The sequence below is a fragment of the Bordetella tumbae genome (assembly GCF_054780995.1).
The window spans coordinates 110,437-132,678 of record NZ_BAAGVG010000020.1; the positions used below are offsets into that span (position 1 = coordinate 110,437).

General features: G+C 59.9%; 18 protein-coding genes. 7 read left to right on the plus strand and 11 right to left on the minus strand.

What is annotated here, in order from left to right:
* Window positions 1–7 precede the first annotated feature (7 nt).
* From ACYVI2_RS21085 to ACYVI2_RS21095, 3 genes are all read right to left on the minus strand, one after another.
* Window positions 8–667 (minus strand): isochorismatase family protein, encoded by a 660-nt coding sequence (locus ACYVI2_RS21085; protein ID WP_415820137.1) that lies wholly within the window; start codon window positions 665–667, stop codon window positions 8–10.
* Window positions 664–1,749 carry a 2,5-dihydroxypyridine 5,6-dioxygenase gene (locus ACYVI2_RS21090; RefSeq protein WP_415820136.1) on the minus strand — a complete coding sequence of 362 codons (1,086 nt, stop codon included), beginning with the start codon at window positions 1,747–1,749 and terminating at the stop codon, window positions 664–666. The genes ACYVI2_RS21085 and ACYVI2_RS21090 overlap by 4 nt, the downstream gene beginning before the upstream one ends.
* Window positions 1,750–1,816: 67 nt before the next feature.
* A complete protein-coding gene (locus ACYVI2_RS21095; protein WP_415820135.1) occupies window positions 1,817–2,656 on the minus strand; it encodes an alpha/beta fold hydrolase in 840 nt (279 codons plus the stop codon).
* Window positions 2,657–2,982: 326 nt separating this feature from the next.
* Between ACYVI2_RS21095 and ACYVI2_RS21100 the strand changes: the two genes are divergently transcribed.
* The 4 genes from ACYVI2_RS21100 (at window position 2,983) to ACYVI2_RS21115 (ending at window position 9,322) form a co-directional block, all read left to right on the plus strand.
* Window positions 2,983–4,143: an FAD-dependent monooxygenase gene (locus ACYVI2_RS21100; RefSeq protein WP_415820134.1), complete on the plus strand. Its 1,161-nt coding sequence runs from the start codon at window positions 2,983–2,985 to the stop codon at window positions 4,141–4,143.
* A gap of 32 nt (window positions 4,144–4,175) precedes the next feature.
* The gene (locus ACYVI2_RS21105) at window positions 4,176–4,721 is read left to right on the plus strand and encodes a (2Fe-2S)-binding protein (RefSeq protein WP_415820133.1); all 546 of its coding nucleotides are present in this window, start codon (window positions 4,176–4,178) and stop codon (window positions 4,719–4,721) included.
* Window positions 4,718–7,921 (plus strand): c-type cytochrome, encoded by a 3,204-nt coding sequence (locus ACYVI2_RS21110; protein WP_415820132.1) that lies wholly within the window; start codon window positions 4,718–4,720, stop codon window positions 7,919–7,921. Before ACYVI2_RS21105 ends, ACYVI2_RS21110 begins: the two co-directional genes overlap by 4 nt.
* Before the next feature lie 84 nt (window positions 7,922–8,005).
* A complete protein-coding gene (locus ACYVI2_RS21115; RefSeq protein WP_415820131.1) occupies window positions 8,006–9,322 on the plus strand; it encodes an MFS transporter in 1,317 nt (438 codons plus the stop codon).
* Window positions 9,323–9,391: 69 nt separating this feature from the next.
* On the opposite strand, the gene def is transcribed toward ACYVI2_RS21115, so the two are convergent.
* Together def and gloA are read right to left on the minus strand one after the other, a co-directional pair.
* The gene (def, locus tag ACYVI2_RS21120) at window positions 9,392–9,925 is read right to left on the minus strand and encodes a peptide deformylase (protein WP_415820130.1); all 534 of its coding nucleotides are present in this window, start codon (window positions 9,923–9,925) and stop codon (window positions 9,392–9,394) included.
* A 20-nt stretch (window positions 9,926–9,945) separates the two neighbouring features.
* Window positions 9,946–10,341 (minus strand): lactoylglutathione lyase, encoded by a 396-nt coding sequence (gloA, locus tag ACYVI2_RS21125; protein WP_094823159.1) that lies wholly within the window; start codon window positions 10,339–10,341, stop codon window positions 9,946–9,948.
* A gap of 180 nt (window positions 10,342–10,521) precedes the next feature.
* Between gloA and ACYVI2_RS21130 the strand changes: the two genes are divergently transcribed.
* Window positions 10,522–12,771 carry an IgaA/UmoB family intracellular growth attenuator gene (locus tag ACYVI2_RS21130; RefSeq protein ID WP_415820129.1) on the plus strand — a complete coding sequence of 750 codons (2,250 nt, stop codon included), beginning with the start codon at window positions 10,522–10,524 and terminating at the stop codon, window positions 12,769–12,771.
* Window positions 12,772–13,030: 259 nt separating this feature from the next.
* Here ACYVI2_RS21130 and ACYVI2_RS21135 read toward each other — a convergent pair whose 3' ends face one another.
* Both ACYVI2_RS21135 and ACYVI2_RS21140 read right to left on the minus strand, forming a co-directional pair.
* The gene (locus ACYVI2_RS21135; protein ID WP_415820128.1) at window positions 13,031–14,341 is read right to left on the minus strand and encodes an MFS transporter; all 1,311 of its coding nucleotides are present in this window, start codon (window positions 14,339–14,341) and stop codon (window positions 13,031–13,033) included.
* A 136-nt stretch (window positions 14,342–14,477) separates the two neighbouring features.
* Complete coding sequence (locus ACYVI2_RS21140; protein WP_415820127.1) at window positions 14,478–15,320, minus strand: class II aldolase/adducin family protein; 843 nt, start codon at window positions 15,318–15,320, stop codon at window positions 14,478–14,480.
* Between the two features lie 117 nt (window positions 15,321–15,437).
* On the opposite strand from ACYVI2_RS21140, the gene ACYVI2_RS21145 reads away from it, so the two are divergent.
* The gene (locus ACYVI2_RS21145) at window positions 15,438–16,343 is read left to right on the plus strand and encodes a LysR substrate-binding domain-containing protein (RefSeq protein ID WP_415820126.1); all 906 of its coding nucleotides are present in this window, start codon (window positions 15,438–15,440) and stop codon (window positions 16,341–16,343) included.
* A 29-nt stretch (window positions 16,344–16,372) separates the two neighbouring features.
* On the opposite strand, the gene ACYVI2_RS21150 is transcribed toward ACYVI2_RS21145, so the two are convergent.
* Together ACYVI2_RS21150 and ACYVI2_RS21155 are read right to left on the minus strand one after the other, a co-directional pair.
* On the minus strand, window positions 16,373–17,365 hold the full coding sequence (locus tag ACYVI2_RS21150; protein ID WP_415820125.1) for a PDR/VanB family oxidoreductase: 993 nt from the start codon (window positions 17,363–17,365) through the stop codon (window positions 16,373–16,375).
* 70 nt (window positions 17,366–17,435) lie between these two features.
* Window positions 17,436–18,977: a Rieske 2Fe-2S domain-containing protein gene (locus ACYVI2_RS21155; protein ID WP_415820124.1), complete on the minus strand. Its 1,542-nt coding sequence runs from the start codon at window positions 18,975–18,977 to the stop codon at window positions 17,436–17,438.
* Window positions 18,978–19,166: 189 nt separating this feature from the next.
* Between ACYVI2_RS21155 and ACYVI2_RS21160 the strand changes: the two genes are divergently transcribed.
* Window positions 19,167–19,850: a GntR family transcriptional regulator gene (locus ACYVI2_RS21160; RefSeq protein WP_415820123.1), complete on the plus strand. Its 684-nt coding sequence runs from the start codon at window positions 19,167–19,169 to the stop codon at window positions 19,848–19,850.
* 80 nt (window positions 19,851–19,930) lie between these two features.
* Here ACYVI2_RS21160 and ACYVI2_RS21165 read toward each other — a convergent pair whose 3' ends face one another.
* Window positions 19,931–20,908, minus strand: a complete 978-nt coding sequence (locus tag ACYVI2_RS21165) for a Bug family tripartite tricarboxylate transporter substrate binding protein (RefSeq protein WP_415820122.1) — start codon at window positions 20,906–20,908, stop codon at window positions 19,931–19,933.
* Window positions 20,909–21,001: 93 nt separating this feature from the next.
* Window positions 21,002–22,159: a tricarballylate utilization 4Fe-4S protein TcuB gene (gene tcuB / locus ACYVI2_RS21170; protein ID WP_415820197.1), complete on the minus strand. Its 1,158-nt coding sequence runs from the start codon at window positions 22,157–22,159 to the stop codon at window positions 21,002–21,004.
* Between the last annotated feature and the right edge of the window lie 83 nt (window positions 22,160–22,242).

Below are 22,242 nucleotides of genomic sequence, written 5' to 3' on the forward strand. Positions count from 1 at the left end.
GATAAGCTTAGCGTGACAGCGCCTCGATGTCGTCGAGGGCTTGGTCCAGCGGCATGACTGCCGCGTATTTCTGTGCCATGTCGAACAGGTTTGCATCATGCGGGCCCAATGCGCGGTCACCGACGCAATCGGCTACCACCAGAGGGCGAAAGCCGGCCTGCATGGCATCGACGACGCTGGCGCGCACGCAACCGCTGGTGACGCATCCTGCGACGAGCAATGTCTGCACGCCGCGTTGCGCGAGCCATGGCGCCAGCATCGTGCCATAGAACGCCGAAGGCGTGCTTTTGCGTACGACGTATTCCCCCGGCGCTGGCGCGAGCGCAGGGACGATGGCGCTGGCCGGGCTGTCCTCTTTGAGGGTCAGCATGCCCGGGACCTTCAGGCAAAAGATATTCTGATCGGCGTCGTCATCGGCAAAGACAATGCGGCTGTGCGCGACGGGCCATCCTTGAGCGCGTGCGTGAGCGAGCAAATGGGTGGTCTGGTCGATCGCTTGCGGGATGTTGCCGCCGCCAAAGACTGCGGGGTCGGCGAATCCATTGACGAAGTCCACGATCAGCAGGCCAAAGGGGGCTTTGAGCGGCAAGGGTGTGCCAAAGCCCTGCCGTGCGTAGGCCGAGACATCGCCTTGTACGCCGCCAGTGGGGATGGTTTGTGTGTTCATCGAACGACGCCCTTTAATTGATTGCGCCGTTCAGCGCGTGCCAGCCCTTCCTGGTCTTGGACGATGCCGTCGATGACGGTCGGTGCGCCGTCGAGTTTGACCGTGCAGCGGCGCATGGGAATGTCGATGTGGCAGGCAGTGGTGCGCTGGCCGCCGGCTTCGTTGTTGGGACCCATGGACCACAGAAAATTGCCCTCGAACGCGCGTGCGTCCATGCCGATGTGCGATTCCTTGTCGTAGTGGGCCAGCATCGACCAGTGTGCGCGAGGTTGCAGCCCCCAGCCGACATGCGATACGGCATAGGCCTCGGGGTCTTCATAGGAAGCCATGTATTCCCGCAGAATCTCTGCCTGCAATCCGCCTTCGATGGCATGTACATAGCCATTTGCGATGGTGAGTTTGATGGGGTCGTGCACGTATTCTTTGAGTGGCAGCAGAATGTCGCCGCGATCCAGCACGACAGTGCCCTGGCTTTGGCCTTCGTTGGGCCAGGTCAGTACGAAGCCGCTTGGCCAATGGTCCCAGCGCCCGGGCCGGTCGACGAAGCCGTACTCGCAAATGACGGGGAACTCTCCCAGCTGGCACCGCAGGTCGGTGCCGGCATGCGAGGTGATATGCATCTCTCTTGCCGCCTGGATGCGTTCGGAGGCGTTGACGACGCGCGTGCGGTCATCTGCAGTGGGCACGAGGCGGCACAGGATCTCGGGCGGCTCAACGGCCAGCAGGATTTTTGTGCCGCCGCTCAGGATCTCGTGTTGCTCGGGCGAAAACAGCAGCGTCATGAGATCCAGCACCAAATCGCTGGCCTTGAGTGCGGCAATCGCAGCGGGGTTGCCCGTGAGCGGTGTTGTACCCAGATAGGCGAGAGAGTCGCGTGACAACGATTTTTCGGCGTTGACGGGCGGCAAGTCCAGGCGGTTGACTCTGGCGCCCATATCGCTGGCCGCGGCGATGGCGCAACGCAGCGTTTGCGGATGCGTGTCGGCGCCGGTCAGGACAGTGACTGTCTGGCCAGGCTCGAGTCTGGAGAGAGTGAGGACCTGTTTCCAGGCTTGAATCAAATCGATATCGCTCACGGACATGGCGAACTCCGGTGTGATACGAGGTGGACGGAAATGAGATTGAGATGGGGCGTAGTCCCTATCGTGATCAATCCAGTGTTTGTCCCAGGAAATCGCCAAAGGCGGCATAGAACCCGGCTTCGTTATCCCAGGGGATCATGTGCCCTGCACCGGGAACGCGCACGTGTTGTGTCTGGGGGGCAAGCGTCTGCCACTCGGCGACATCATCGTCGTTGACGACGTCGCCGCGTTCGGCGGTGATCAGCAGCAATGGTGTGTGGATATGGGGCAGATCCGCATGAATGTCGTCGCGGCCGAAGTCCTCGAAACTCTGCACGATGGCGGGCTCATAGCAGGTATGCAGCCATTGCGCGCGCAGGCGTAATTGCGGCTCGGTCCACGTGGGGCAAAAGGCGCGCATCGCGTCGGCGTCCATGCCTAGTGTGGCTTGGCGTATGGAGTCTACATACCAGGGCAGTTTGGCAGGGTAGGGGCGGCGTCCCGGTCCGGACACGGGAGGGTCGACCGCGACCAGCTGCGTGAGTCCGGCGGGCTGAGTACGCGCAGCGCGTACGGCGATACGTCCACCCATGGAGTGGCCCACCAGCGCGTAGCGTTGCAGATTGAGCGCCTGGGCAAAGGCCACCACGTCGGCGGCCTGGGCATCCAGGCCATAGTCCAGGTCAGGACCCGATGCGGACAAGCCCCGGCCGCGCACATCGAGCACATAGGTGTCGAAATGCCGGCCAAGCCGTTCGGCGACAAAACCCCAGGTCACCGCAGGGCTGGTAATGCCGGGAATGAGCACGATGGCGGGACGCTGCGCAGGGAGCGTGTCTGCGCCATAACGCAGGTAGTGCTGACGGATTCCATTCGCATTGACATGCGCGCCGTAGCGATAGGTCGATGATGGGGAGGACGCTGGCACTTTGGTCTCCAGAGAGTGGAAAGTCGGCACGGCTCGGGCCCGATTCTGAATCCCGCTCAAGGCGTTGCTCGACGAAAATACAGTGTAGACGCTCAATATATAGAAATAAATCTGATGCCGCAATGTTCTCGGCGATATGTTGGAATTTAAAAAAATCTAGGGAAAATACCTAGATATATTCGTCATTGTTTTCTTGTCAGCAAAATTCCTTGCCGGTAAATTTTAAAAAAAGAAGTGTGTACGCTTTAATTTTTCGTATTTCAAACCGGCCTCCCAAACACTGGGGTCGTCGGCGCGAGCTTTTGATTCCCAGGAGAGCTTTTCATATGTCCGCACAACCTCGAATCGCTGTGATTGGCGCAGGTCTGGGAGGGGCTGCCGCCGCTTCGCTGCTTGCCAAGGAAGGATTCAACGTTCACGTCTACGAGCAGTCGCCCGCCTTTTCGCGCCAGGGGGCGGGGATCCACGTCGGGCCGAATGTCATGAAGATCTTGCGCCGCATCGGTATCGAGGACGCGCTCAACGAGCAAGGCTCCCATCCCGAGTACTGGCATAGCCGCCATTGGCAGACGGGCGATGTGCTCGCGCAGATTCCGTTGGGTGACTATGCCGTCAAGGAATACGGTGCGAGTTATCTGACGGTGCATCGCGGGGACTTTCACGCATTGCTGATTGATGCCTTGCCCGATAACATGCTGAGCTTTGGCAAGCACCTGATCAAGGTCGACGATACGGGCGATGTCGTGCGCCTGCATTTCGCCGATGGTTCCATTGAGGAAGCGGATCTGGTGATCGGCGCTGATGGCGTGAACTCGCGGATTCGCGAGGAGCTGCTCGGACCCGAGCCTCCGAAATATGCAGGCTATCTGGCGCATCGTGCGGTGTTTCCAACGCCGGTGGCCACGGCCGGTATGTTGCCCTTTGATCCCTGCGTGAAATGGTGGAGCGATGATCGGCATATGATGACCTACTTCGTCACGGGCAAGCAGGACGAGCTTTATTACGTGACGGGTGTGCCGGTCGAACAGTGGGATCTCAATGACCGTTGGCTGCCGAGCAGCAAACAGGAAATGCGGGATGCGTTCGAGGGATGGCATCCGACCGTGCAGGCGTTGATCGACGCGACGGTCGAAGTCACCAAATGGTCGTTGCTGGAACGCGATCCGCTGCCGCTCTGGAGCCGGGGCCGTCTGGTGTTGTTGGGAGACGCGTGTCATCCGATGAAGCCGCACATGGCGCAAGGCGCGGCCATGGCTATCGAGGATGCGGCGATGCTGACGCGTTGTTTCAAGGAAGTGGGTGTGCACGATTACCAACAGGCTTTCGATCTGTATGAGGCGAATCGCGCTGAACGCGCGAGCAAGGTTCAGCGTATTTCGCACGACAATACGTGGCTGCGCACCAACGAGGATCCTGCGTGGTGTTTCGGTTATGACGTATTCAATGTGCCGCTTGTCGATCCGCAACCCAAAGCGGCGGTGAAGTGACGCACTTTCGATTTGATCTCTGAGCGATGATCATGGCATACAGCAGCGTTTCCGACGCGCCGTTCTCTACGGGTTCTCCTGTTTTTCGCTTGCTCGTCAACGGACGGGAGCAAGCGGTGCAGGCCGATCCGGCGACGCCGCTGTTGCTGGTCTTGCGCAACGATCTCGAATTGAATGGGCCCAAGTACGGTTGTGGCCTGGGCGAGTGTGGTGCGTGCACCGTGTTGATCGATGGGGTGGCCGCGCGCTCTTGCGTGATTCCCGTTCGCGGCGTGGGCCAGCGAGAGGTCACGACCCTGGAGGGCTTGGGTGATCAGCAATGTCCGGGGCCGACCCAGCAGGCGTTTATCGCGTGTCAGGCGGCGCAGTGCGGCTACTGTCTGAATGGCATGATCATGACTGTCGAGGCGTTGCTGCGGCGTTGCCCTGATCCGACCGACACGATGTTGCGCGAGGAGTTACGCCACAATTTATGCCGCTGCGGTACGCATATTGAGATTTTGCAGGCGGCTCGCCAAGCCGCAGTGCTGCGTGCCGCCGTAGTTGCGCCGCCGAGCTCAGAGGACGAGGCCCCGTGAGCGGCGCCGAGTTTCCCGAGGTCGTTGTTTCTTCTCCGCGCGCAGAGCCATCGGGCGTTGCCGGCGGATTGCTGCATGGCGCGCTGCTGCGTCCACCGCGAGTGTTGTGGGATGGCAGGCGTTATCGCGGCGCGAGCTTGGCGGACATCGATACCTCGAGTGCCCAGATCTTGCCCGGTGTGGTTCGGGTCGTACATCTGGCGGATTTTGTCGGCGTTGTGGCGGTATCGGCGATGCTGGCGCGCCAGGCTCTGGATGGGCTTGACGTAAAGTGGCAATTCCCTGCTGCCTCGATGCGAGAGATGGAATCGCCGTCGCAGATATCATCTGCTACGACAGTGTCTACGTCAGAGGGCCTGTCTTATGTATGGCGCGCCGCCGAACATCCTGCGACGGACGGCCAGGGCGCGACGGTGTGGTGTACCGATAGCCACGCTACCGCCTGGCTGCCTGGTGCGGCAGTCTATCAACGATACGTGCAAGAAGAGCTGAGCCATTTGCTGGCTATGCCTGTTGGCCGGATCACTCTTGTCGATACGGCGCCGCGTAGCCGGAGTGAAATCCATATCCTGGATGTGCTGGATGCGGCGGCAGATGCCGCGCTGCTGTCGCGTGCCGTGGGTAGGCCGGTGCATGTGCCCGTGCAGCGCGCGTTAACGCCGGGCGAGATGGTGCTGAGTCACGCTCCGTCAGGCGAGCCTGCGGCTGGCGCGACGTCGGCTGCACGCACCTCTGCCTCTGCTGCGGCGGCCGGCACAGGAGACCCAGCGTTTGATCAGGAGCAGGGTTCGCTTGCCGGCGATGGGGGCGCCATGCCGCGTTGGGTGGCGAGCCGTCCCTGGGGCGCACGGCCCAGTTTGGCGCGATTGCTCAGCCAGCCGGCCCAGGCAGCGCCCGTGGCGATGCCTCGGCTGCAAGGCGCGGGAGAAATCGTACGGACAACGAGTGATGTCGCGGCACCGTTGATCCATGCATCGCCCGAGGAGTTCGAGGCGATGCAGGTGTTTGCGCACGAGAGTCTGCTGGATGAAGAGGCAGCGCGATTGGGCATGGACCCGATGGCGTATCGTTTGTCGTTGTTGCCAAAGGGGCCGGGTCAGGCGTTGACTCGGCGCATGCGCGAACAAGTGAATGGTTCGGCGCTGGCGGCCGGCATGGCAGCGCCGGGGGACGCGAACACGGCATTCGCGGCGTTGGGTTCCGAACGGCAAGCTTCGGCACGGCAAGTTTCGGTACAGCGAGCTTCAGCGCAGCAGAACCCTGCGCAGCAGACTTCGACATCCCAAGCTTTGGTCGAACGCGAAACCGCTGATCGGTCTCCTTTGCGTGGTCGTGGCTATGCGACGGCTCACGTCAGGGAGCGGCAGCCTGATGGTACAGCCATGGAAACATGGAGTGCCTGGTTGGTCGAGGTCGAGGTAACACCGGATACGGGGAACGTGGAGGTGACGCGCCTGATGGTCGGGCGTGACAGTCAGTCTCTGCAGCCTGCCCAGGGCGCGGCCATTCATGAACAAGATCCCCGGTTGCTGGACGCTGCCCGCCGCTTGCTCGCAGCGCCGCCGCGATTTGATGACTGGGGGGCAAGCAGCTCGGGTAACGCTGCTGTGCCGGGTGATAAGCCGGTGTCTCATGACGTGGCGCCGTTGAATGCACATCAGGAGTTGACGCCTGCACAGCCTATCGATCACGGGGAACTGGCGCTGGATGGGGTGATGACCCTGCCTGCCGCCGCGGCGATCGGAAATGCGATTTTTGATGCGACCGGTGTGCGATTGCGGCAGGTGCCATTCAATGTGGAGCAACTGCGCGATGCGTTGGCATCTCCAGCTCCCCCGCAGCCATCCGCGCGCAGTTGGCTGCGGCGAGGTGGTCTGTGGTTGGCCGCCGGAGCGGGCGCATTGGCGGGGGTGGTGACCATGGCCTGGCCACTAAAACCCGCTCTAGCGCCTACTGCGGGCCCTGATGTTTCGCTCTACTCAGCGGCAGCGATTGATCGAGGCCGTTTGGTCGCGGCAGCAGGAGACTGCGTGGTGTGTCATACCGTGCCGGGTGGCCAGGCGAATGCCGGTGGCCTGGGTCTGGATACGCCCTTTGGCACGATCTACACCACCAACATTACGCCGGACAACGAGACCGGAATAGGCCAGTGGTCGTATCGCGCGTTCGAACGTGCCATGCGCGAAGGCGTGCATCGAGACGGCCGCCAACTCTATCCGGCCTTTCCCTATACCGCGTTTGCCAAGATGACGGATGCGGATATGCAGGCTCTGTATGCATACTTGATGGTGCAGCCGCCCGTTCGCAACGAGCCGCCCCAGACCGCATTGCCTTTCCCCTATAACTGGCGGCCGATGATGGCGGGCTGGAATCTGCTGTTCCATGATACGGGCGTCTACGAGCCCGACCCGGTGCAATCTCTCGTCTGGAACCGAGGCGCCTATCTCGTGCAGGGCGCTGGCCACTGCGCCGCCTGCCATTCGCCGCGTAATACGCTGGGAGCCGAAAAGACAGGCGTCGGCAATTATTTGGCCGGCGGCGAGGCCGAGGGATGGGAAGCACCGCCGCTGGACCGCTTGGCCAGTGGCAAAGTGCCATGGACGCCCGACGCGTTGTTTCAATATTTGCGCACGGGATATTCAGCCAGCCATGGCGTGGCGGCAGGGCCCATGGCGCCTGTTATCCAAGGGCTGAGCGAATTGCCCGAGAGCGATGTGCGCGCCATCGCCACGTATCTGCTCAACTTGCCTGGCACTGCCTCATCTGGGCCCGAACTGCCTGTCGCGGGCGGGCCTGCGCCTACCGCGCCGGCGCCCGTCATTGCGCAAAAGCCTGTGGTGCAGCCGTCTGCGCAGCGCCTGTTCGAGGGCAATGCGCGGGGTGAGCGGATTTACCAGAATGCCTGCGCGGTGTGCCACGAGGCCGCATCGGGCCCGACATTGTTTGGCGTAAAGCCTTTATTGGCGTTGAATACGAATCTGCATGCCGCGACGCCCGATAATCTGGTGCAAGTCATTCTGCATGGGATTCAGACGCCGGCCAATGATGATCTCGGTTATATGCCAGGATTCAAAGACAGTTTGAATGATGCACAAGTGCAGGATCTGTTGAACTACTTGCGGACGCGATTCGCGCCGCGAGAGCCTGAATGGGCCGACAGCTTGGCAGTGATCGGCCAGATACGAAATCAATCCCGTTGATTCGAGGATATTTTGAATACGCAGGACTGATTTTTAATTGCGCGACAGCGCATAAAAGCAACGGCAAACCTCGTAGGAGTAGCCATGGCAGCATCAAAAATAACGATTGAACAAGGGTTGAACACAGCAGGCGTAGGGAAATTCCAGTATCGGCTGTTTGTGATATTCGGGCTGGTCTGGATGGCCGACGCGATGCAGGTACTGTCGATCGGTTTCAGCGCGCCGTCGATTGCAAAGACCTTTGGCCTGACGATTCCCCAGGCCCTGCAGACGGGGACGCTGTTTTTTGTGGGCATGTTGATCGGCGCTTTTGCGTTCGGACGGTTGGCCGATCGTATTGGCCGGCGGCCGGTGCTGATGCTGGCCGTGGTCATCGATGCCTGCGCCGGGGTGGCATCGGCGTTTGCGCCGGATTTCCAATGGCTGTTGATTCTGCGCTTTCTGACCGGTATTGGTGTAGGCGGCACCTTGCCTGTCGATTACACAATGATGGCGGAGTTTCTGCCCGCTCAGCGCCGTGGCCGTTGGCTGGTGTGGCTCGAATCGTTTTGGGCTTTGGGGACCGTATTTCTGGCCATTTTGGCGTGGGTGGCCAGTGCGTATGGCGATGAAGCATGGCGCATTATTTTCTTTGTCACGGGGATACCTGCGATCGTCGGGGTGATCCTGCGTTGGTATGTTCCCGAGTCGCCGCTATATCTAAACAAGACGGGTAAATCGGAAGAGGCCCGGCAAGTGCTGGAGCGCGTTGCCAAGACCAACGGCAACAGCGTTCAAATCGGCGAGCTCGAGCCGCAAACGATGGAGCGCAAATCGGTGTTCGCGTTGTTCGGCGCCGGCCTGGCGCGGCGCAGTGTGTCGCTGTTGTTGGCATGGCTGCTGGTTTCCGTCGCTTACTACGGCGTCTTTGTGTATCTGCCCATCAAGCTGTCTGCCGAAGGCATGGGCTTTATGCGTGGACAGGCGTTCTTGATCGTCCTGGCGTTGGCGCAAGTACCTGGATATGCCTTGTCGGCCTATGCGGTTGAGCGTTATGGACGCAAACCCACCCTGATCGGCTTCCTGCTGTTCAGTGCGGCAGGGTGCCTGCTGTACAGCCTGGGAAGCTCGGTCGCATTGATGGTGACCTCAACATTGTTGATGAGCTTTGCATTGCTGGGTACCTGGGGCGCGCTGTATGCCTTTACGCCTGAGGTCTATCCGACGAGTTTACGCGCTTCCGGTATGGGGGCGGCAGGTGCCGTGGCCCGGCTCGGCGGGCTGTTTGCCCCGGCCGTGATTGCACCGATCATGGCGACGCAATTTACCTTGTCGTTGTTCGTGTTGTCGGGATTGCTGGTGGCAGGCGCCGTCGCGATCAAATGGGTCGACGTCGAGTCCAAGAACAGGGCCTTGGATTAACTCAGTACGAAATGAAGGAGGGGCAGAGCATCTTGATGGATGCCTGCCCCTCTTCGCGTACGCCGGGTTTCAATCGTCCTGATTCGGATCCATGTCGGGAAACAGGATCTCTGTGAATCCGAACTGGGTGAAGTCCTCGATCCGCGACGGATAGAGCCGGCCGATCAGATGATCGCATTCATGCTGCACGACACGAGCATGAAAGCCCTCGGCCTCGCGTTCGATGTATTCGCCCTGCGGGGTGTAGCCGCTGTAGCGGATGTGCCGATAGCGCGGCACCAGCCCGCGCAGGCCGGGCACGGACAGGCAGCCTTCCCAGCCGTCCTCGCGTTCGTCCGACAAGGGCGTGATCACTGGATTGCACAGAACTGTCTGGGGGACGGCCGGCGCATCGGGATAGCGTTCATTCCGGTCGAACCCGAATATGACCAGTTGCAGGTCGACGCCGATTTGCGGCGCGGCCAATCCGACGCCCCGCGCATGCTCCATGGTCTCGAACATGTCGGCGACCAGGGTGTGCAGCTCGGGAGTGTCGAATTGCTCGACGGGCTGAGCCACCCGCAGCAAACGCGGGTCGCCCATTTTCAGGATGGGATGAATCATGGCGATGTGGACGCTGCCGTTCAGTCGGCGCGGCCTTTTTTCTGGATGAATTCGATTTTGTAGCCGTCCGGGTCTTCGACAAAGGCGATGACGGTGGTGCCGTGCTTCATCGGGCCCGCCTCGCGTGTGACCTTGCCGCCTTTTTGTTTGACCTTTTCACAGGCCTCGTAGGCGTTGTCGACCTCCAGCGCAATGTGGCCATAGCCGTTGCCCAGGTCGTAGTGATCGGTGTCCCAGTTATGGGTCAGCTCGATGACCGCGCCTTCGCTTTCGTCTTGATAGCCAACGAATGCCAGGGTGAATTTGCCATCGGGGTAATCTTTGCGGCGCAGCACGCGCATGCCCAGGACATTGGTATAGAAATCGATCGACTTGTCCAGGTTGCCGACGCGCAGCATGGTGTGCAGGAGACGCATGGGGAAATTCCTTGTGCTAGGTGAAAATCGGGCTCGTGGCCGAGGTGATATCGTAGCAAACACCGGGTTGGCGTAGCTTTTTGTCACGATTTCATGAGGTCTGTGTGGTTTTCGCTCTGTCTTTCGTGCCGGCGACCTCCTATGATTCCCGCGGCTTCCTCCAGGAAAAAGTCAGGCGCGATGGACACGTTGGATTTATTGAAATTACTGCTGTTGCTGGCAATGCTCGGCTATTCGCTGTATGGCGTGATCCGCTATCAATCGCGCCGCCGTGCCAGCAAGCGCATCCTCAAGAGCCTGATGCAGGCGGGCACCCCGCCGCGCGAGGCAACGGCCGAGGAACTGACCCTCGTTCAGCCCTTTCTGACGCGTCCCGGTAAGCGCCAGCGTCCCTTGATGCTGGCAGACGGCAAGGTTTACTGCTTGCGAGGCGAGTATCTGCGTCACGGTTTGACCGCCAATGGCGGCGGGGAACAGATGCATGACACGCTGGGCGGGGTCGAGGTGATTCTGCCGTATGACGCGAGCGATTATCTGCAAGTCAATAACGATGCCGAAGTCATGTTGGCTGACAAGGTCGCCATCGTGATTCGTCTCAATGGCGAGTTTGATCTGGCGGGGGGCCGCGAGCGAGGCATGCGCCGCCAGGAACAGGCTCAACAGTGGGCAGGCGGCCAGGTCGGTGAAATGTCGGATATTGACGCGCCGTCAGAGGGGCTCACGCCGGACGAAGAGGATATCGTCCGCGTCGACATGCTGGGGCAGCGCGACGAGACGCCAGCAGAAACGACGGCTCGCCAATCGGCAGGCCTGGGCTTCGGGCCCGCCGTGGTGTTGATACTGGCTGCCGTGAGCGCGGGGATTGCGACGGTCACAGAGGATGTCGTCCGTCTGGGATGCAGCGCAGTGGCAGGCCTATTGCTGTTGTGCGCGCTGTGGCTGATATGGGGGCCGCGCCGTTGGCCGGTGTCGAAACGCGTGAATCATGTGCGAGGCGCGTTTACTGCCGTTCAGTTGAGTCATCCGAACAATTCGGCGGCAGTCTCCCAGCATTGGTTCCTGGGCGACAAGCTGCATCTCATGTTGCCCAAACACTGGTTGCCGCATCTGGTTGTCCCTGCCTCTGGCCGTGTCGATACGGAATTGCGGGTGGATGATTATTCCGTCGTACGCCTGGGCAAGCATTTTTCTATCGATGCGGAAACGCGTGCCTATCCTCGGGTGTTCTGGGGGCGTCATGTCGTGCTGGCAATCACGGCCTTGTTATTGCTCGTCGGCGTTGCCATGGTGAGTGGCGGAGGGCTGCGTGGCGACGTGTTGCAAACCAAGGCGTGGTTGCTGGGTACCCAGACGCGGACTTATGACAACGCCGGGGCGTTGCGCGAGGCGAGCCCGGCTGCGGGGACCATGGTGGCATTGAAAGGGCAGGCGCGTTGTTCGTTGATGCCGGTGCGTCAGGGCATGCCCGCGGTTCAGTGCAGTACGTTGCGGTGGGGAGGCGGCACGCCGCAAGCGCCGCGATTGCATGAGGACGAGCAAGCGTTTGCCATGTATAGCGGAAAATTCCTGCGTACGCGCGCCAATCCTATGCTGGATGTCATGGTGCAACAGCAGATGTACCGGAATGCACAGGACAATCCGCTGGCGTATCTGAATCAGATGCAGGGGCGTAATCAACGACGGTTTTTCGATGTGATCGGCGTACCGAAAGCGATCTCGGACGTGGACGCCTATTGTGCGCGCCTCAATGCAAAGAGCCAGATGGGTTGCACGGCGCTGCGTGACGCGATGGTTGAAAACCTGCTCAGCGACAAGGAACACACCAACTGGAAAGCATTGGCGCAGGCCGCTGAGCAGGGCGCGCCCAATGCCGGCAGGACGATGGTGATTTCCGCGCAAGGCCTGTCCAAGGTGAGACGGCTGGCGCAACGGGTGGCTGCGCCGCAGGTGGAAGGGATTGTCGCTGCGGCGGCGGATGCGACGTTGCGTAGCCAGCGCGGCGGTGTGGTGTTGGATGTGCGAACGGGGCCGCATGCCCGTCTGCCGGCTGTTCCCGCGTTTGACGACGGGGAGTCATCGGTCGAGAAGTCGCCGGAGGGGAAGCTCGATGCGCTGCAGCGTTATAACCAATATGCGTGGTTGGCCGGGCCTGATGGCGTTGCGCCATTTGCCGTCGAGGCGATGATCGTCGGCGTGTCGCAGGACGCGAGCGACACGCCCGTTTATACGCTGGATGCCCGCCGTGGCGCCAGCGACCAGGTGCCCGCCATGCTGCGATCGGCCTGGTGGCTGCTGGCGTGGCTATTGCTGATCGTGCACGGCGTATTAGCGGTCGTGATGTTCGTGCGTGCTCGCCTGCGTGCGGCGCGGGTCAATGCCTATGTTGCAGCATGTGCACAGGCGGCCGCGCGAGAGCGCAATTTCTCGTAGGTACGGGCTGGCGTTCATGCTGTATTGCACGGACTGATCCAGGCAGTGATGGGGAGGCAGTTCGAGTGGTAGTGAAATCCCCGTGTCTCCCAGCAGTACGCGGGATGGCTTTAGCCGGCTGGCGTGTGCGGTGAGATAGCGCAGCATTCTGGTGAACATGATCTCTTTTCCTCGCGATGGACTGATTGAGGTCGTATGGTCCAAGACAGGCGTGGTTGACTACCCCTGTCTTGGTGACTCGATATCGTCGCTGTGTGGTTCACGCCTGCCGGGCGTGATTGACCGACGATGCCGGAACGAGAAAGATCAGGATGCTGCCCAGTATCATGCTGGCCGCGATGCCGAGGATGCCGCCTCCTGTGCTGCCGGTGGTGGTTTGAAACCATCCGATCAGGTAGGGGCTGACGACGCCTGAGATGCTGCCGATGGAGTTGGCCAGCGCGATGCCCGCAGCGGCCGCCGCGCCGCCCAGGATCGCCGGAGGCACGGCCCAGAACTGAGAAATGGTGGTCATGACGCCCATGGTCCCGACGGTCAATGCCAGCATGGCCCAGACGACAGAGTGTGCCTGGGTGATGCTCACGCATAGCGCGATGGCGCCGATCAGGCCAGGCAGCGCCAGATGCCAGCGCCGTTCACCATGTGTATCCGAGCTCTGACCAACCAGAATCATCGCGATGGTGGCCGCGGCATACGGCACTGCGGTCAACAGGCCGATATCCAGGGTATTGGACACGCCAGATGCCTTGATCAACGAGGGCAGCCAAAAACTGACGCCGTATAAACCCATGGTGAAACAGAAATAGATCAAACCCAGCAACAAGACGCGCGGACTGAGCAGGCCATCCCGCAGGCTGTGCATGCGTCCGGGCGCTGCATCATTCTCCAGATTGCGTTGAATGATCTGTTTTTCTTCGGCAGACAGCCATTTCGCATCGGAGACACGGTCATCCAGGAAGAAAAACGCGACGACGCCTAATGCGATAGTCGGTAAGCCTTCGAGCAAGAAGAGCCATTGCCAGCCTGCCAATCCATGATGCCCGCCAAAGGATTCCATGATCCAGCCAGAGAGCGGGCCGCCGATCACGCCTGACATGGGGATCCCGGTCAAAAAGAGCGCCGTGACTTTGCTGCGGCGTGATGACGGGAACCAATACGTCAGATACAGCAGAATGGCGGGGATGAAGCCTGCCTCGGCAACGCCAAGCAGGAACCGCATGACGTAGAACATCGTCGGTGTGGTGACGAACATCATGGCGGCCGAGATGAGCCCCCAGGTCACCATGATGCGGGCGATCCAACGGCGAGCCCCGACGCGCAACAAGATGAGATTGCTGGGGACCTCAAACATCAGATAGCCGACAAAGAAAATGCCGGCACCCAGGCCATAGACCGCCTCGCTCATGTTGAGATCGTCCAGCATCTGCAGTTTGGCGAAGCTGACGTTCACGCGATCCAGGTACGCACAGACATAACAGATGAAGAGAAACGGCAGCAGGCGCCAGATGACTTTGGTGTAGGTGGCGTCTTCTGATACGGGCAGATATTCCGCATGGGTTGCGGTGGTCATATGTAGTCTCCGTTGATATTAATTGGGCGATTCGCTTCGTACGTTGCGAAGCGAATTCATGACGAATGTCGTTGTTTTTTATTTCTCCTGGCGGCCTATATGCTGGATACTAGAACCGCGGCATCGTTTATGAGTGTCAGTCGAACATGTCGGGCTGCGTGGCGATCAGTTGGTCCCAGATCGTCTGAAAATGCAGCCAACCGATATAGTCGCTGCCCACGTGTTCACGGCTATAGCGGGCGCGCTCTTCGGAGACGAGGCGCGGCGTGATGCCGGTAGCATCGATCATCAACTGCTGCTGGCAGCAGCGCTCCAGAGCAATGAACCAGAACGCAGCAGACTCGATACTGTGGCGGCTGGCGGTGAGCAGCCCGTGGTTCTGGTGGATGGCGGCTTTGACGCCTTTGAATGCGTTGGCGACTTTATGGCCAGCCTTGACTTCGACGGCGACTTGTCCTGCTTCGTCGCCGATCACCACATGGTCCTCGAAAAATGCGGCTGCGTCCTGGCTGATGGGAGCCAACGGTTTGCCGAGCGCGGCAAAGGCGGTGCCGTATACGGTATGGGCATGGCACATGGCGATGATGTCGGGGTGGGCCTCGTGGACGGCGGCGTGCAATACAAAGCCTGCGCGGTTGATGGCGTGACGGCCTTCTACGACGGTGCCTTCGTGGTCGGCGAGGATCAGGTTGGAGACCTTGACCTGAGAAAAATGCACCGCCATGGGGTTGGTCCAATACAGCCCGGGGTTTTCCGGGTCGCGTACGGTCAAATGGCCTGCGAAGCCATAGTCGTAGCCTTGCAAGGCAAAGGCGCGACACGCGCCGACCAGGCGCTCTTTCAAGTGTTGGCGCTGTGCGGCGGCGCTGGTAAACGAAGGGATCTCCGGAAAAATCAGCCCCTTTTGCTCGGGTTGGTAAATGGAAATGCGACCGTTGAGATCGATGCTTTTCTTTGTGGGTTGCATTACCGCAGCCATGTGTGTCTCCTTGAGGATGGTGATCGGGTAAATGCATGATCCCGCTGGCAGTCAGGCTTTGACAAACGATGGTTGTTCATGGAAAGATGAATCTCATCCATCTATAGAGTCAGATCGATGCGACGCATTCCGAATTTTGTCCTGCTGCGTACGTTCGAGGCCGCCGCCAGATTGCAGAGTTTTGCGTTGGCTGCGCAGGAATTGCATCTGACGCCGTCCACTATCAGTCATCAGATCAAGGAACTCGAGGACTACTTTGGCCGCGCCATGTTCGTGCGGCGCAATCGGCAGGTCGAGCCGACTCCAGAGGCCTTGCGTCTGCTTGGGAGTCTGAGCCGTGTTTTCGATGTTGTGGAGGCCGCATGCGCCGAGGTGCAATTGGCGCCGGATGCACAAGTGCTGGCGGTCTACGCTGCGCCGAGTTTTGCGGTGAAGTGGTTGGGGCCGCGATTGCCCGAGTTTTCCGCAGCGCATCCGAACATCACGATTCGTTTATCGACTGGTGCCGAGCCGCTTGATTTGACGCGTGTGCATGATGTCGACGTGGCGATTTCATATGGCGGTGCGCTGGAGCGTCCGGGCATGGAGACACTCGCATTGGGCGTTGAGCGCATCCTGCCGTTATGTGCGCCGCAGTTGGCGGCCTCAGAAACTGCGGCAGCGGCGCGGATCCGGGAGCTGACGTTAATTGATTCGCAGCTCAGCCGCGTGAGGTGGGCGGACTGGTTTGCCGCGAATGATTTACGCATGCCCGATCGGCCTCGGCCTTCGTTTGACCGGGCGGCATTGGCGATCGCCGCCGCGGTCGATGGCATGGGCGTGATACTCGAGAGTAGTTTGTTGGCTGCACGCGAGTTGAGCCGTGGCGAGTTGGTGGAATTCGGCGCGGGCGTCTTTCACCAGTTCAAAAAAGAAACGCACTTTCTCTCGTGCCGCAGTAATGAGCGAAAGCGGGAGAAAGTTGGCGCGTTTATATCGTGGCTGCTCGGTACGCTGGACTCGACGGCATCTGCCTCGCGATAGGCCGTTGCTAACAACGCAGGCCTGATGGCTTATAAGTCCAGCACCAAGGTGCCGCCATTGGCATGCGAAACACATGGCGTCAAAAAATCGCGGCGCTCGTCATCGTCCAGAATGAAGTCCTGATGATCCACGTCTCCGGATAAATATCTGCACTTGCAGGTGCCGCAGAGCCCCGCCTGGCAGGATGTTTCCAGTGCGGCGCCTGCTTGTTGCAGCACTTCCGCCAGATTTTGGTCCCGGGATACCGTGACACGTTGCCCCGATTTTGCCAGCTCGACGGTGTATTCGTCGGCCGCGTGTTCGGTGTCGATCGGAATGGGCTTGGCCGGGGCTTTGAAGTGCTCGCAGTGAATCGTGCCTGCTGGCCAATGCGTGCTGGCCTGTTTGCACGCCTCCATGAACCCGCCCGGACCGCAGTAGTAGACGTGCGTTTCTGTTTGAGGCTCGCGCAACAGTGCGGCGATATCCAGGCCTTTTTGAGGGTTGCCGCCATCGAAATGACAGTGGATATTTCCCGTCTTGGCGGCCTGTTTCAGCTCTTGTTGAAACGCTGCGTATTCCGCGCTTTTCGAACAGTAGTGGAGCTCGTAGTTTTTCGCTTGCGCCTCCAGCGCATGGATCATCGATTTGAGGGGAGTGATACCTATGCCCCCCGCAATCAATAGGGTTTTGCGAGGTTGCTCGGAAAGCGGGAAGTTGTTTCGTGGGATGCTGACTTTCAATTTGTCCGGAACGCGCAGATCGTCGTGCATCCCGCGTGAGCCTCCACGGCCGGTTTCGTCTCGCAATACGGCGATGACATAACGGTGCCGCTCTGAGGGATCATTGCAAAGCGAGTATTGCCGTATGACGCCCGGCGCAATGTGTACATCGATATGAGCGCCGGCGGTGAAGGGAGGAAGGTCTTTCTGGTCCGGGGCTACGAGTTCGTAGGAGTTTATCCCTATCGCCTCTCTGCGTACTTGCCGCAGGACCAGTTCCAAGTGGGTCAGCGCTTCCTGTTCGGTCTTGGAAGAGTTCATCGTCATTCTCGTTTTGATGGTCGGGATAGGCGATGCCGCCGCCTATCCCGTCAGTCGGTGATCACTCTGTTCAGGATTTCAAGCTGCTTTCAAGCTCATCGAACCGGGCTTTGACGAACTCGGCGCGTTCAGTGCCGTGCAGATGATCGGCTTCGGTCAGGATGGCGACGGCTTTGCGAGCAAGCTGCCGGCGATTGGCGACTTCCTGTTCTATCGAATCGGCCAAGGGGAGTTCAAAGACGTTCCCGCTGCAGTAGCTGTTAGGTGCGCCGTTGACATCGCGCAACCACTGCGCGAATCCCTGTGCGGCGGCGGCCGCGTTGGTGCCGCGCACGGCGTCTCGCAACATTTTCCGAAATGCATAGAGCCCGGCGTCGAATTTGGTGGGATTCTCCAGCGCGTGAACGGCGATCGGGCGCTGACTGATGATGGCCTCGTAATCCCCTGGGGCGTACTGGGCTTCTTTATAGTTGTGCCGTTCCCGGTGGTTCGATGGAATGGGCGGTATGTCTTCGAGTTTGTATTGGCCGAAACGCTCCGGCCTGCGCATGGCGACTTGGCCCTCGAGGAAATCGATCGTCTCGTAGCCGACCAGGCTTTTGTTGCCTACGCCGCGAGTGTCGATGCCTGGCCCCATGACCCGCCAGCCGATCATCTTGCTATTTTCGTCGTCGACCGGAACCGTCCACCGAATGATGTGGAACCGGCTGAAGAGTTTCTTTTGCGAGCCGTCTTCAGAGGTGTAGGCGTGCAGGCTCAGATTGGGCAGCACCTGGTGTTGAATACGCAGGAACATCTTGTCTTTGTCGACGCGCCTGGCTCCTGCACACGCCAGACCGCGGCCTTGGTGGATAGGGATGAATTGCATGTCGGGCGCGACTTCCATTGATGCGGCGCCGACCTCGTCAAAGGTCGTGCCCTGGAAATGGCCATCGACAACGTTTTTCGCGGCATGCAGGGCGGTAGGGTGGAAGTTGTCGGCGGCGTTGTCCTGTACTTGCAGCCAATTGCAGTGTTGAAAGTTGCTATATGGCACCAACTCGTCGCCAGGCAGCACCGTAAAGTCTTGTTCCCACTCCGGGAATGGCGGCTCCTCGTCGGGCGGTCCCATATAAGCGAAGACGAGGCCATTGCGTTCTATGGCTTTGTAGGCGCCTTGCTGAATGGAACAGGCGTATTTTTCTGCTTCTTTTTCCTCGCCTTTGGGGAACGGCACGTGCAGGCATGAGCCGTCGACGTCGAACACCATGCCGTGATAGCAGCATTTGATACCGCGCTCTTGAATGGCGCCGTATTCCAGCGAGGCGCCTCGGTGTACGCAATGCGCATGCAGGACGCCGACGCGACCGCTGCCATCGCGAAAGGCCACGAGCTCCTCGCACAGGATTTTCAGAAACCTGGGCGTGTCGGTCAATTCCATCGACATGCAAACGGGTTGCCAGAATCGGCGCATGTATTCCCCCAACGGCGTCCCGGGGCCGGTTTCGGTGAGCTCGGGATCATGGTCAGGTGTGCGATTGGCGTAATAGCCACCATAGGGAATCAGCCTCTTCGTCGTGGCACTGCTGCCCGTCGAACGAGGGGACTCGAGTTTTTCAAAGGCTTTGGTCATGCGCTGTCTCCGTGTTTATTGCCTAATTGAACTCTGAACTCTGAACTCTGTATACAGAGTTTGCGCTATTTTTTGCTTCGGCGGTGGAAAAGTCAAGCCCCTGATTCGTTTCCCCGGGCGTGCGCGGCGATTGCAGCAAGTGGCGCGCTGGCTCAAAATACTTTGAATACCGAGTACAAAAGGCTAGTTATGGCTGTCACCCTTCCCAGAATCCAGTCTCGTCCCGATTTCGTGGACGAGGTTTACCAAATGCTGCTTGACGCTATCAGCGATGGCACCTTGGCGCCTGGCACCCGCCTGACGCAGGAGGAAATCGCCGAGCAAATGCAGGTGTCGAGGTCGCCGGTGATTCAGGCGCTGCGCATTCTGAAGAAGGATGGATTTGTGCAGGACGCACCGGGTCGGGGAGTGCTGGTGACTCCCCTGGACGGGGCCCTAGTGGGGCATTTGTACGAGATACGCGGCTCGCTGGATGCGTTGGCGGCGCGTCTGGCGGCTGCACGGAAATTTCAGGTAGATCCGGGCATCATTGTCCGTGGCCGCAAGATCGCGCGTGGCAAGGATGTGAAAGCCATGATCGATGTGGACATGGAATTCCATCAGGCGATATACCGCGCAGCGGGGAATCCGTTGCTGGAACAGAGCGCCCAGATTTATTGGGTCCATTTACGGCGTGTGATGGGTGCTGTGCTGCAGTCGTCGATGCAGCAACGTGAAGCCATCTGGGACGAGCACGAAGCCATCGCGAAGGCCATCGCCGCGGGCGACAGCGTGTTGGCAGTCGAGTTGACGGATTTACATACGCATCGCGCGCGTGCCAATCTGGTCAGTCGATTGGATGAGTATCTGGGCGAGGCTCATCCAATCGTGTAGGGCGCTTGTTGGTTTGAGGAAATTTCGCGCCGCAGGTTCGCCAGGCAGGGGTGACTCGAGGCACCCCATCAGCGTGAATGCTAGTTGGCCGTTGCGCCGGATGCTTTGACTGCCTTGGCCCAGGTATCGATTTCTTGCTGGATGAAGGTTCCGAATTCCTTGGAACCCAGGCCTGCTGCCTCGGCGCCTTCTTCCATCAGGCGTTGCCGCACTTCGGGCGTGGCCAGGGCTTTGGTCAGTGCTTGATTCAGTGTATCGACGGTGGCTGCGGGTGTGCCGGCCGGTGCGACGACGCCATGCCAGGAAATCGCCTGGAATCCAGGCAAGCCGGATTCGGCCATCGTGGGCAGATCGGGCAGGGCCGGCGAGCGGCGGGGCGAAGTGACTGCCAGCGCACGCACGCTATTGGCCTTGATCAGGGGCATGGCGCCGGGAATGGTCGTGAACATGAATTGCACTTGGCCGCCGATCAAATCGGCCAGCGCTGGGCTGCCGCCTTTGTAGGGGACGTGGACAAATTCCAGGCCGGCACGTTGTTTGAACATTTCTCCGGCCAGATGTCCTGGCGTGCCCGCACCGGCGGATCCCATATTGAAGGCATTGCTCTTGGCTTTGATCTCGGCGATCAATTCCTGGACGTTGGTGGCGCGAACTTCCTTGTTGACGACCAGCACGTTGGGCACGGTGGCCAGCAGGGTCACGGGGGTAAAGTCCTTGATCGCGTCGTAGTTCAGCTTTTTGTACAACGCGGGGTTGATGCCATGCGTGCTGGCGGTGGCGAGCAGCAGGGTGTAGCCATCGGGATCCGCGGTGGCTACAGTTTTCGCTGCAATCGATCCGTTGGCACCGCCTTTGTTCTCGACGATGATGCTTTGGCCAAGGATCTTCGCGGCCTCGGCAGCGACCGTACGCGCCAGGATATCGGAGGTGCCTCCGGCCGAGTGCGGCACGACCAGCGTGATCGGCCGTGCAGGAAAGGTCTGCGCGGTTGCGGGTAGGATGCTGGCGGCTGCCGTCAGTGCGAGGGCACAGGCCGTCTGGGTCAGGAATTTTGTCATGTGTGTCTCCATTTCTGATGTCGAATTGGCGCGGGGATTCGAGATTGCCCGTCAAGGGCAACAACGAATCCCCGCACCATCTCGAACGTGTTGTCAGTCAGATCCCAATTTCAAATTGTCGGGCTGCCGTTTTTCGATGGACCATTTCAACAGGGATGCGCAGCGATAGATGCCATGCGCAAATTTCCCGTAGGGCAGGGTCAGGAACAGTGCCATCACTACGCCCAGATGGATGGCGAGAAAGAGTCCCATTGCACTGGTTTCGCGCAGCGCGAGCAGGAGCAGGCCGGTCAGACTGGTCAGGAACAGCAGGGCGATAAAACCGCGATCCATGGGCTTTTGTGCCGCATCGCCTTGCAGAGGATGGCGTCTGAGATTCAGCCAGAGCAAACCCGCAGGCCCGATCAATAGGCCGATGCCTCCGACGGTGCCCAGCAACACAGGCAGGCTGAAATAGGGATAGGGGGCTTCCCAGCCAAACGCATAGTGGTAGAGCGTGGCGACGCTGGTGGCGGCGAAACACAGCATGAAACCGTAGAACGTCAGGTGGTGAAAACGCCGGCGCAGCAAGGTAAATGCGTCGTCGGCGTTGTTGCAGCCTTTGCCGTGTCCGCCATCGAGGTATTTCAGCCGTAGCGCATCGTGAGTGGCCTCGGCGACGGCAGCGCCACTGGCGGTGCCAGGTGAGACGTCGCGCCAGAAACGCGTGACGCCTATGCCGAGCGCGATGATCGCGAAGACGAACACCAGCCCGAACATCAATGCCAAGGTGTTGTGCGGAAAGATGGCGTAGAAGTTGCCGGCGAGCGGTTCGTGCAAGAGGCCGCCGGTGATGGCGACGGTGAGCACCAGGAATAGCGCCAATGCACCCGCAGCCGCGATGGACAGGGTCAGTCCATTTTTTTTGTATAGCTTGCCTAATGCGCTGGGCCAGGCGTAGTCGCTATAGGTCTGCACACGGACTTTGGCCATGGCCTGCGGCACGTTCACGGCAAATTCATGAGGCGGCGCATATTGGCAGGCGTGCAGACAGGCGCCGCAGTTGTGGCAGAGGTTGGCCAGGTAGTTGATGTCGGCTTTGCCGAACTCCAGCCGCCGCGTCATGGCGGGAAAGACGGCGCAGAACCCTTCACAGTAACGGCAGGCATTGCAGATCTGCATGACGCGAGCGACTTCGGTTTCGTCATCGCTCAAGGCAGCCGGCGTGATCGCTGTGCCTTTGGCGTGCCATTGCACGGGTTTTTCTGTCATGGTTGCGGATGAGTTGATACCGTTGCGTGCCATCTGCGATGTGGTGGCTGTCGCAGGCGGCAGTGTTTCGCGCGCTTGATGAA

Excerpts from the sequence above, each read along its gene's own strand:
- ACYVI2_RS21085 (WP_415820137.1), bottom strand. The coding sequence starts at position 667 with ATGAACACACAAACCATCCCCACTGGCGGCGTACAAGGCGATGTCTCG.
- ACYVI2_RS21090 (WP_415820136.1), bottom strand. The coding sequence starts at position 1,749 with ATGTCCGTGAGCGATATCGATTTGATTCAAGCCTGGAAACAGGTCCTC.
- ACYVI2_RS21100 (WP_415820134.1), top strand. The coding sequence starts at position 2,983 with ATGTCCGCACAACCTCGAATCGCTGTGATTGGCGCAGGTCTGGGAGGG.
- ACYVI2_RS21105 (WP_415820133.1), top strand. The coding sequence starts at position 4,176 with ATGGCATACAGCAGCGTTTCCGACGCGCCGTTCTCTACGGGTTCTCCT.
- ACYVI2_RS21115 (WP_415820131.1), top strand. The coding sequence starts at position 8,006 with ATGGCAGCATCAAAAATAACGATTGAACAAGGGTTGAACACAGCAGGC.
- def (WP_415820130.1), bottom strand. The coding sequence starts at position 9,925 with ATGATTCATCCCATCCTGAAAATGGGCGACCCGCGTTTGCTGCGGGTG.
- gloA (WP_094823159.1), bottom strand. The coding sequence starts at position 10,341 with ATGCGTCTCCTGCACACCATGCTGCGCGTCGGCAACCTGGACAAGTCG.
- ACYVI2_RS21130 (WP_415820129.1), top strand. The coding sequence starts at position 10,522 with ATGGACACGTTGGATTTATTGAAATTACTGCTGTTGCTGGCAATGCTC.
- ACYVI2_RS21135 (WP_415820128.1), bottom strand. The coding sequence starts at position 14,341 with ATGACCACCGCAACCCATGCGGAATATCTGCCCGTATCAGAAGACGCC.
- ACYVI2_RS21140 (WP_415820127.1), bottom strand. The coding sequence starts at position 15,320 with ATGGCTGCGGTAATGCAACCCACAAAGAAAAGCATCGATCTCAACGGT.
- ACYVI2_RS21145 (WP_415820126.1), top strand. The coding sequence starts at position 15,438 with ATGCGACGCATTCCGAATTTTGTCCTGCTGCGTACGTTCGAGGCCGCC.
- ACYVI2_RS21150 (WP_415820125.1), bottom strand. The coding sequence starts at position 17,365 with ATGAACTCTTCCAAGACCGAACAGGAAGCGCTGACCCACTTGGAACTG.
- ACYVI2_RS21155 (WP_415820124.1), bottom strand. The coding sequence starts at position 18,977 with ATGACCAAAGCCTTTGAAAAACTCGAGTCCCCTCGTTCGACGGGCAGC.
- ACYVI2_RS21160 (WP_415820123.1), top strand. The coding sequence starts at position 19,167 with ATGGCTGTCACCCTTCCCAGAATCCAGTCTCGTCCCGATTTCGTGGAC.
- ACYVI2_RS21165 (WP_415820122.1), bottom strand. The coding sequence starts at position 20,908 with ATGACAAAATTCCTGACCCAGACGGCCTGTGCCCTCGCACTGACGGCA.
- tcuB (WP_415820197.1), bottom strand. The coding sequence starts at position 22,159 with ATGACAGAAAAACCCGTGCAATGGCACGCCAAAGGCACAGCGATCACG.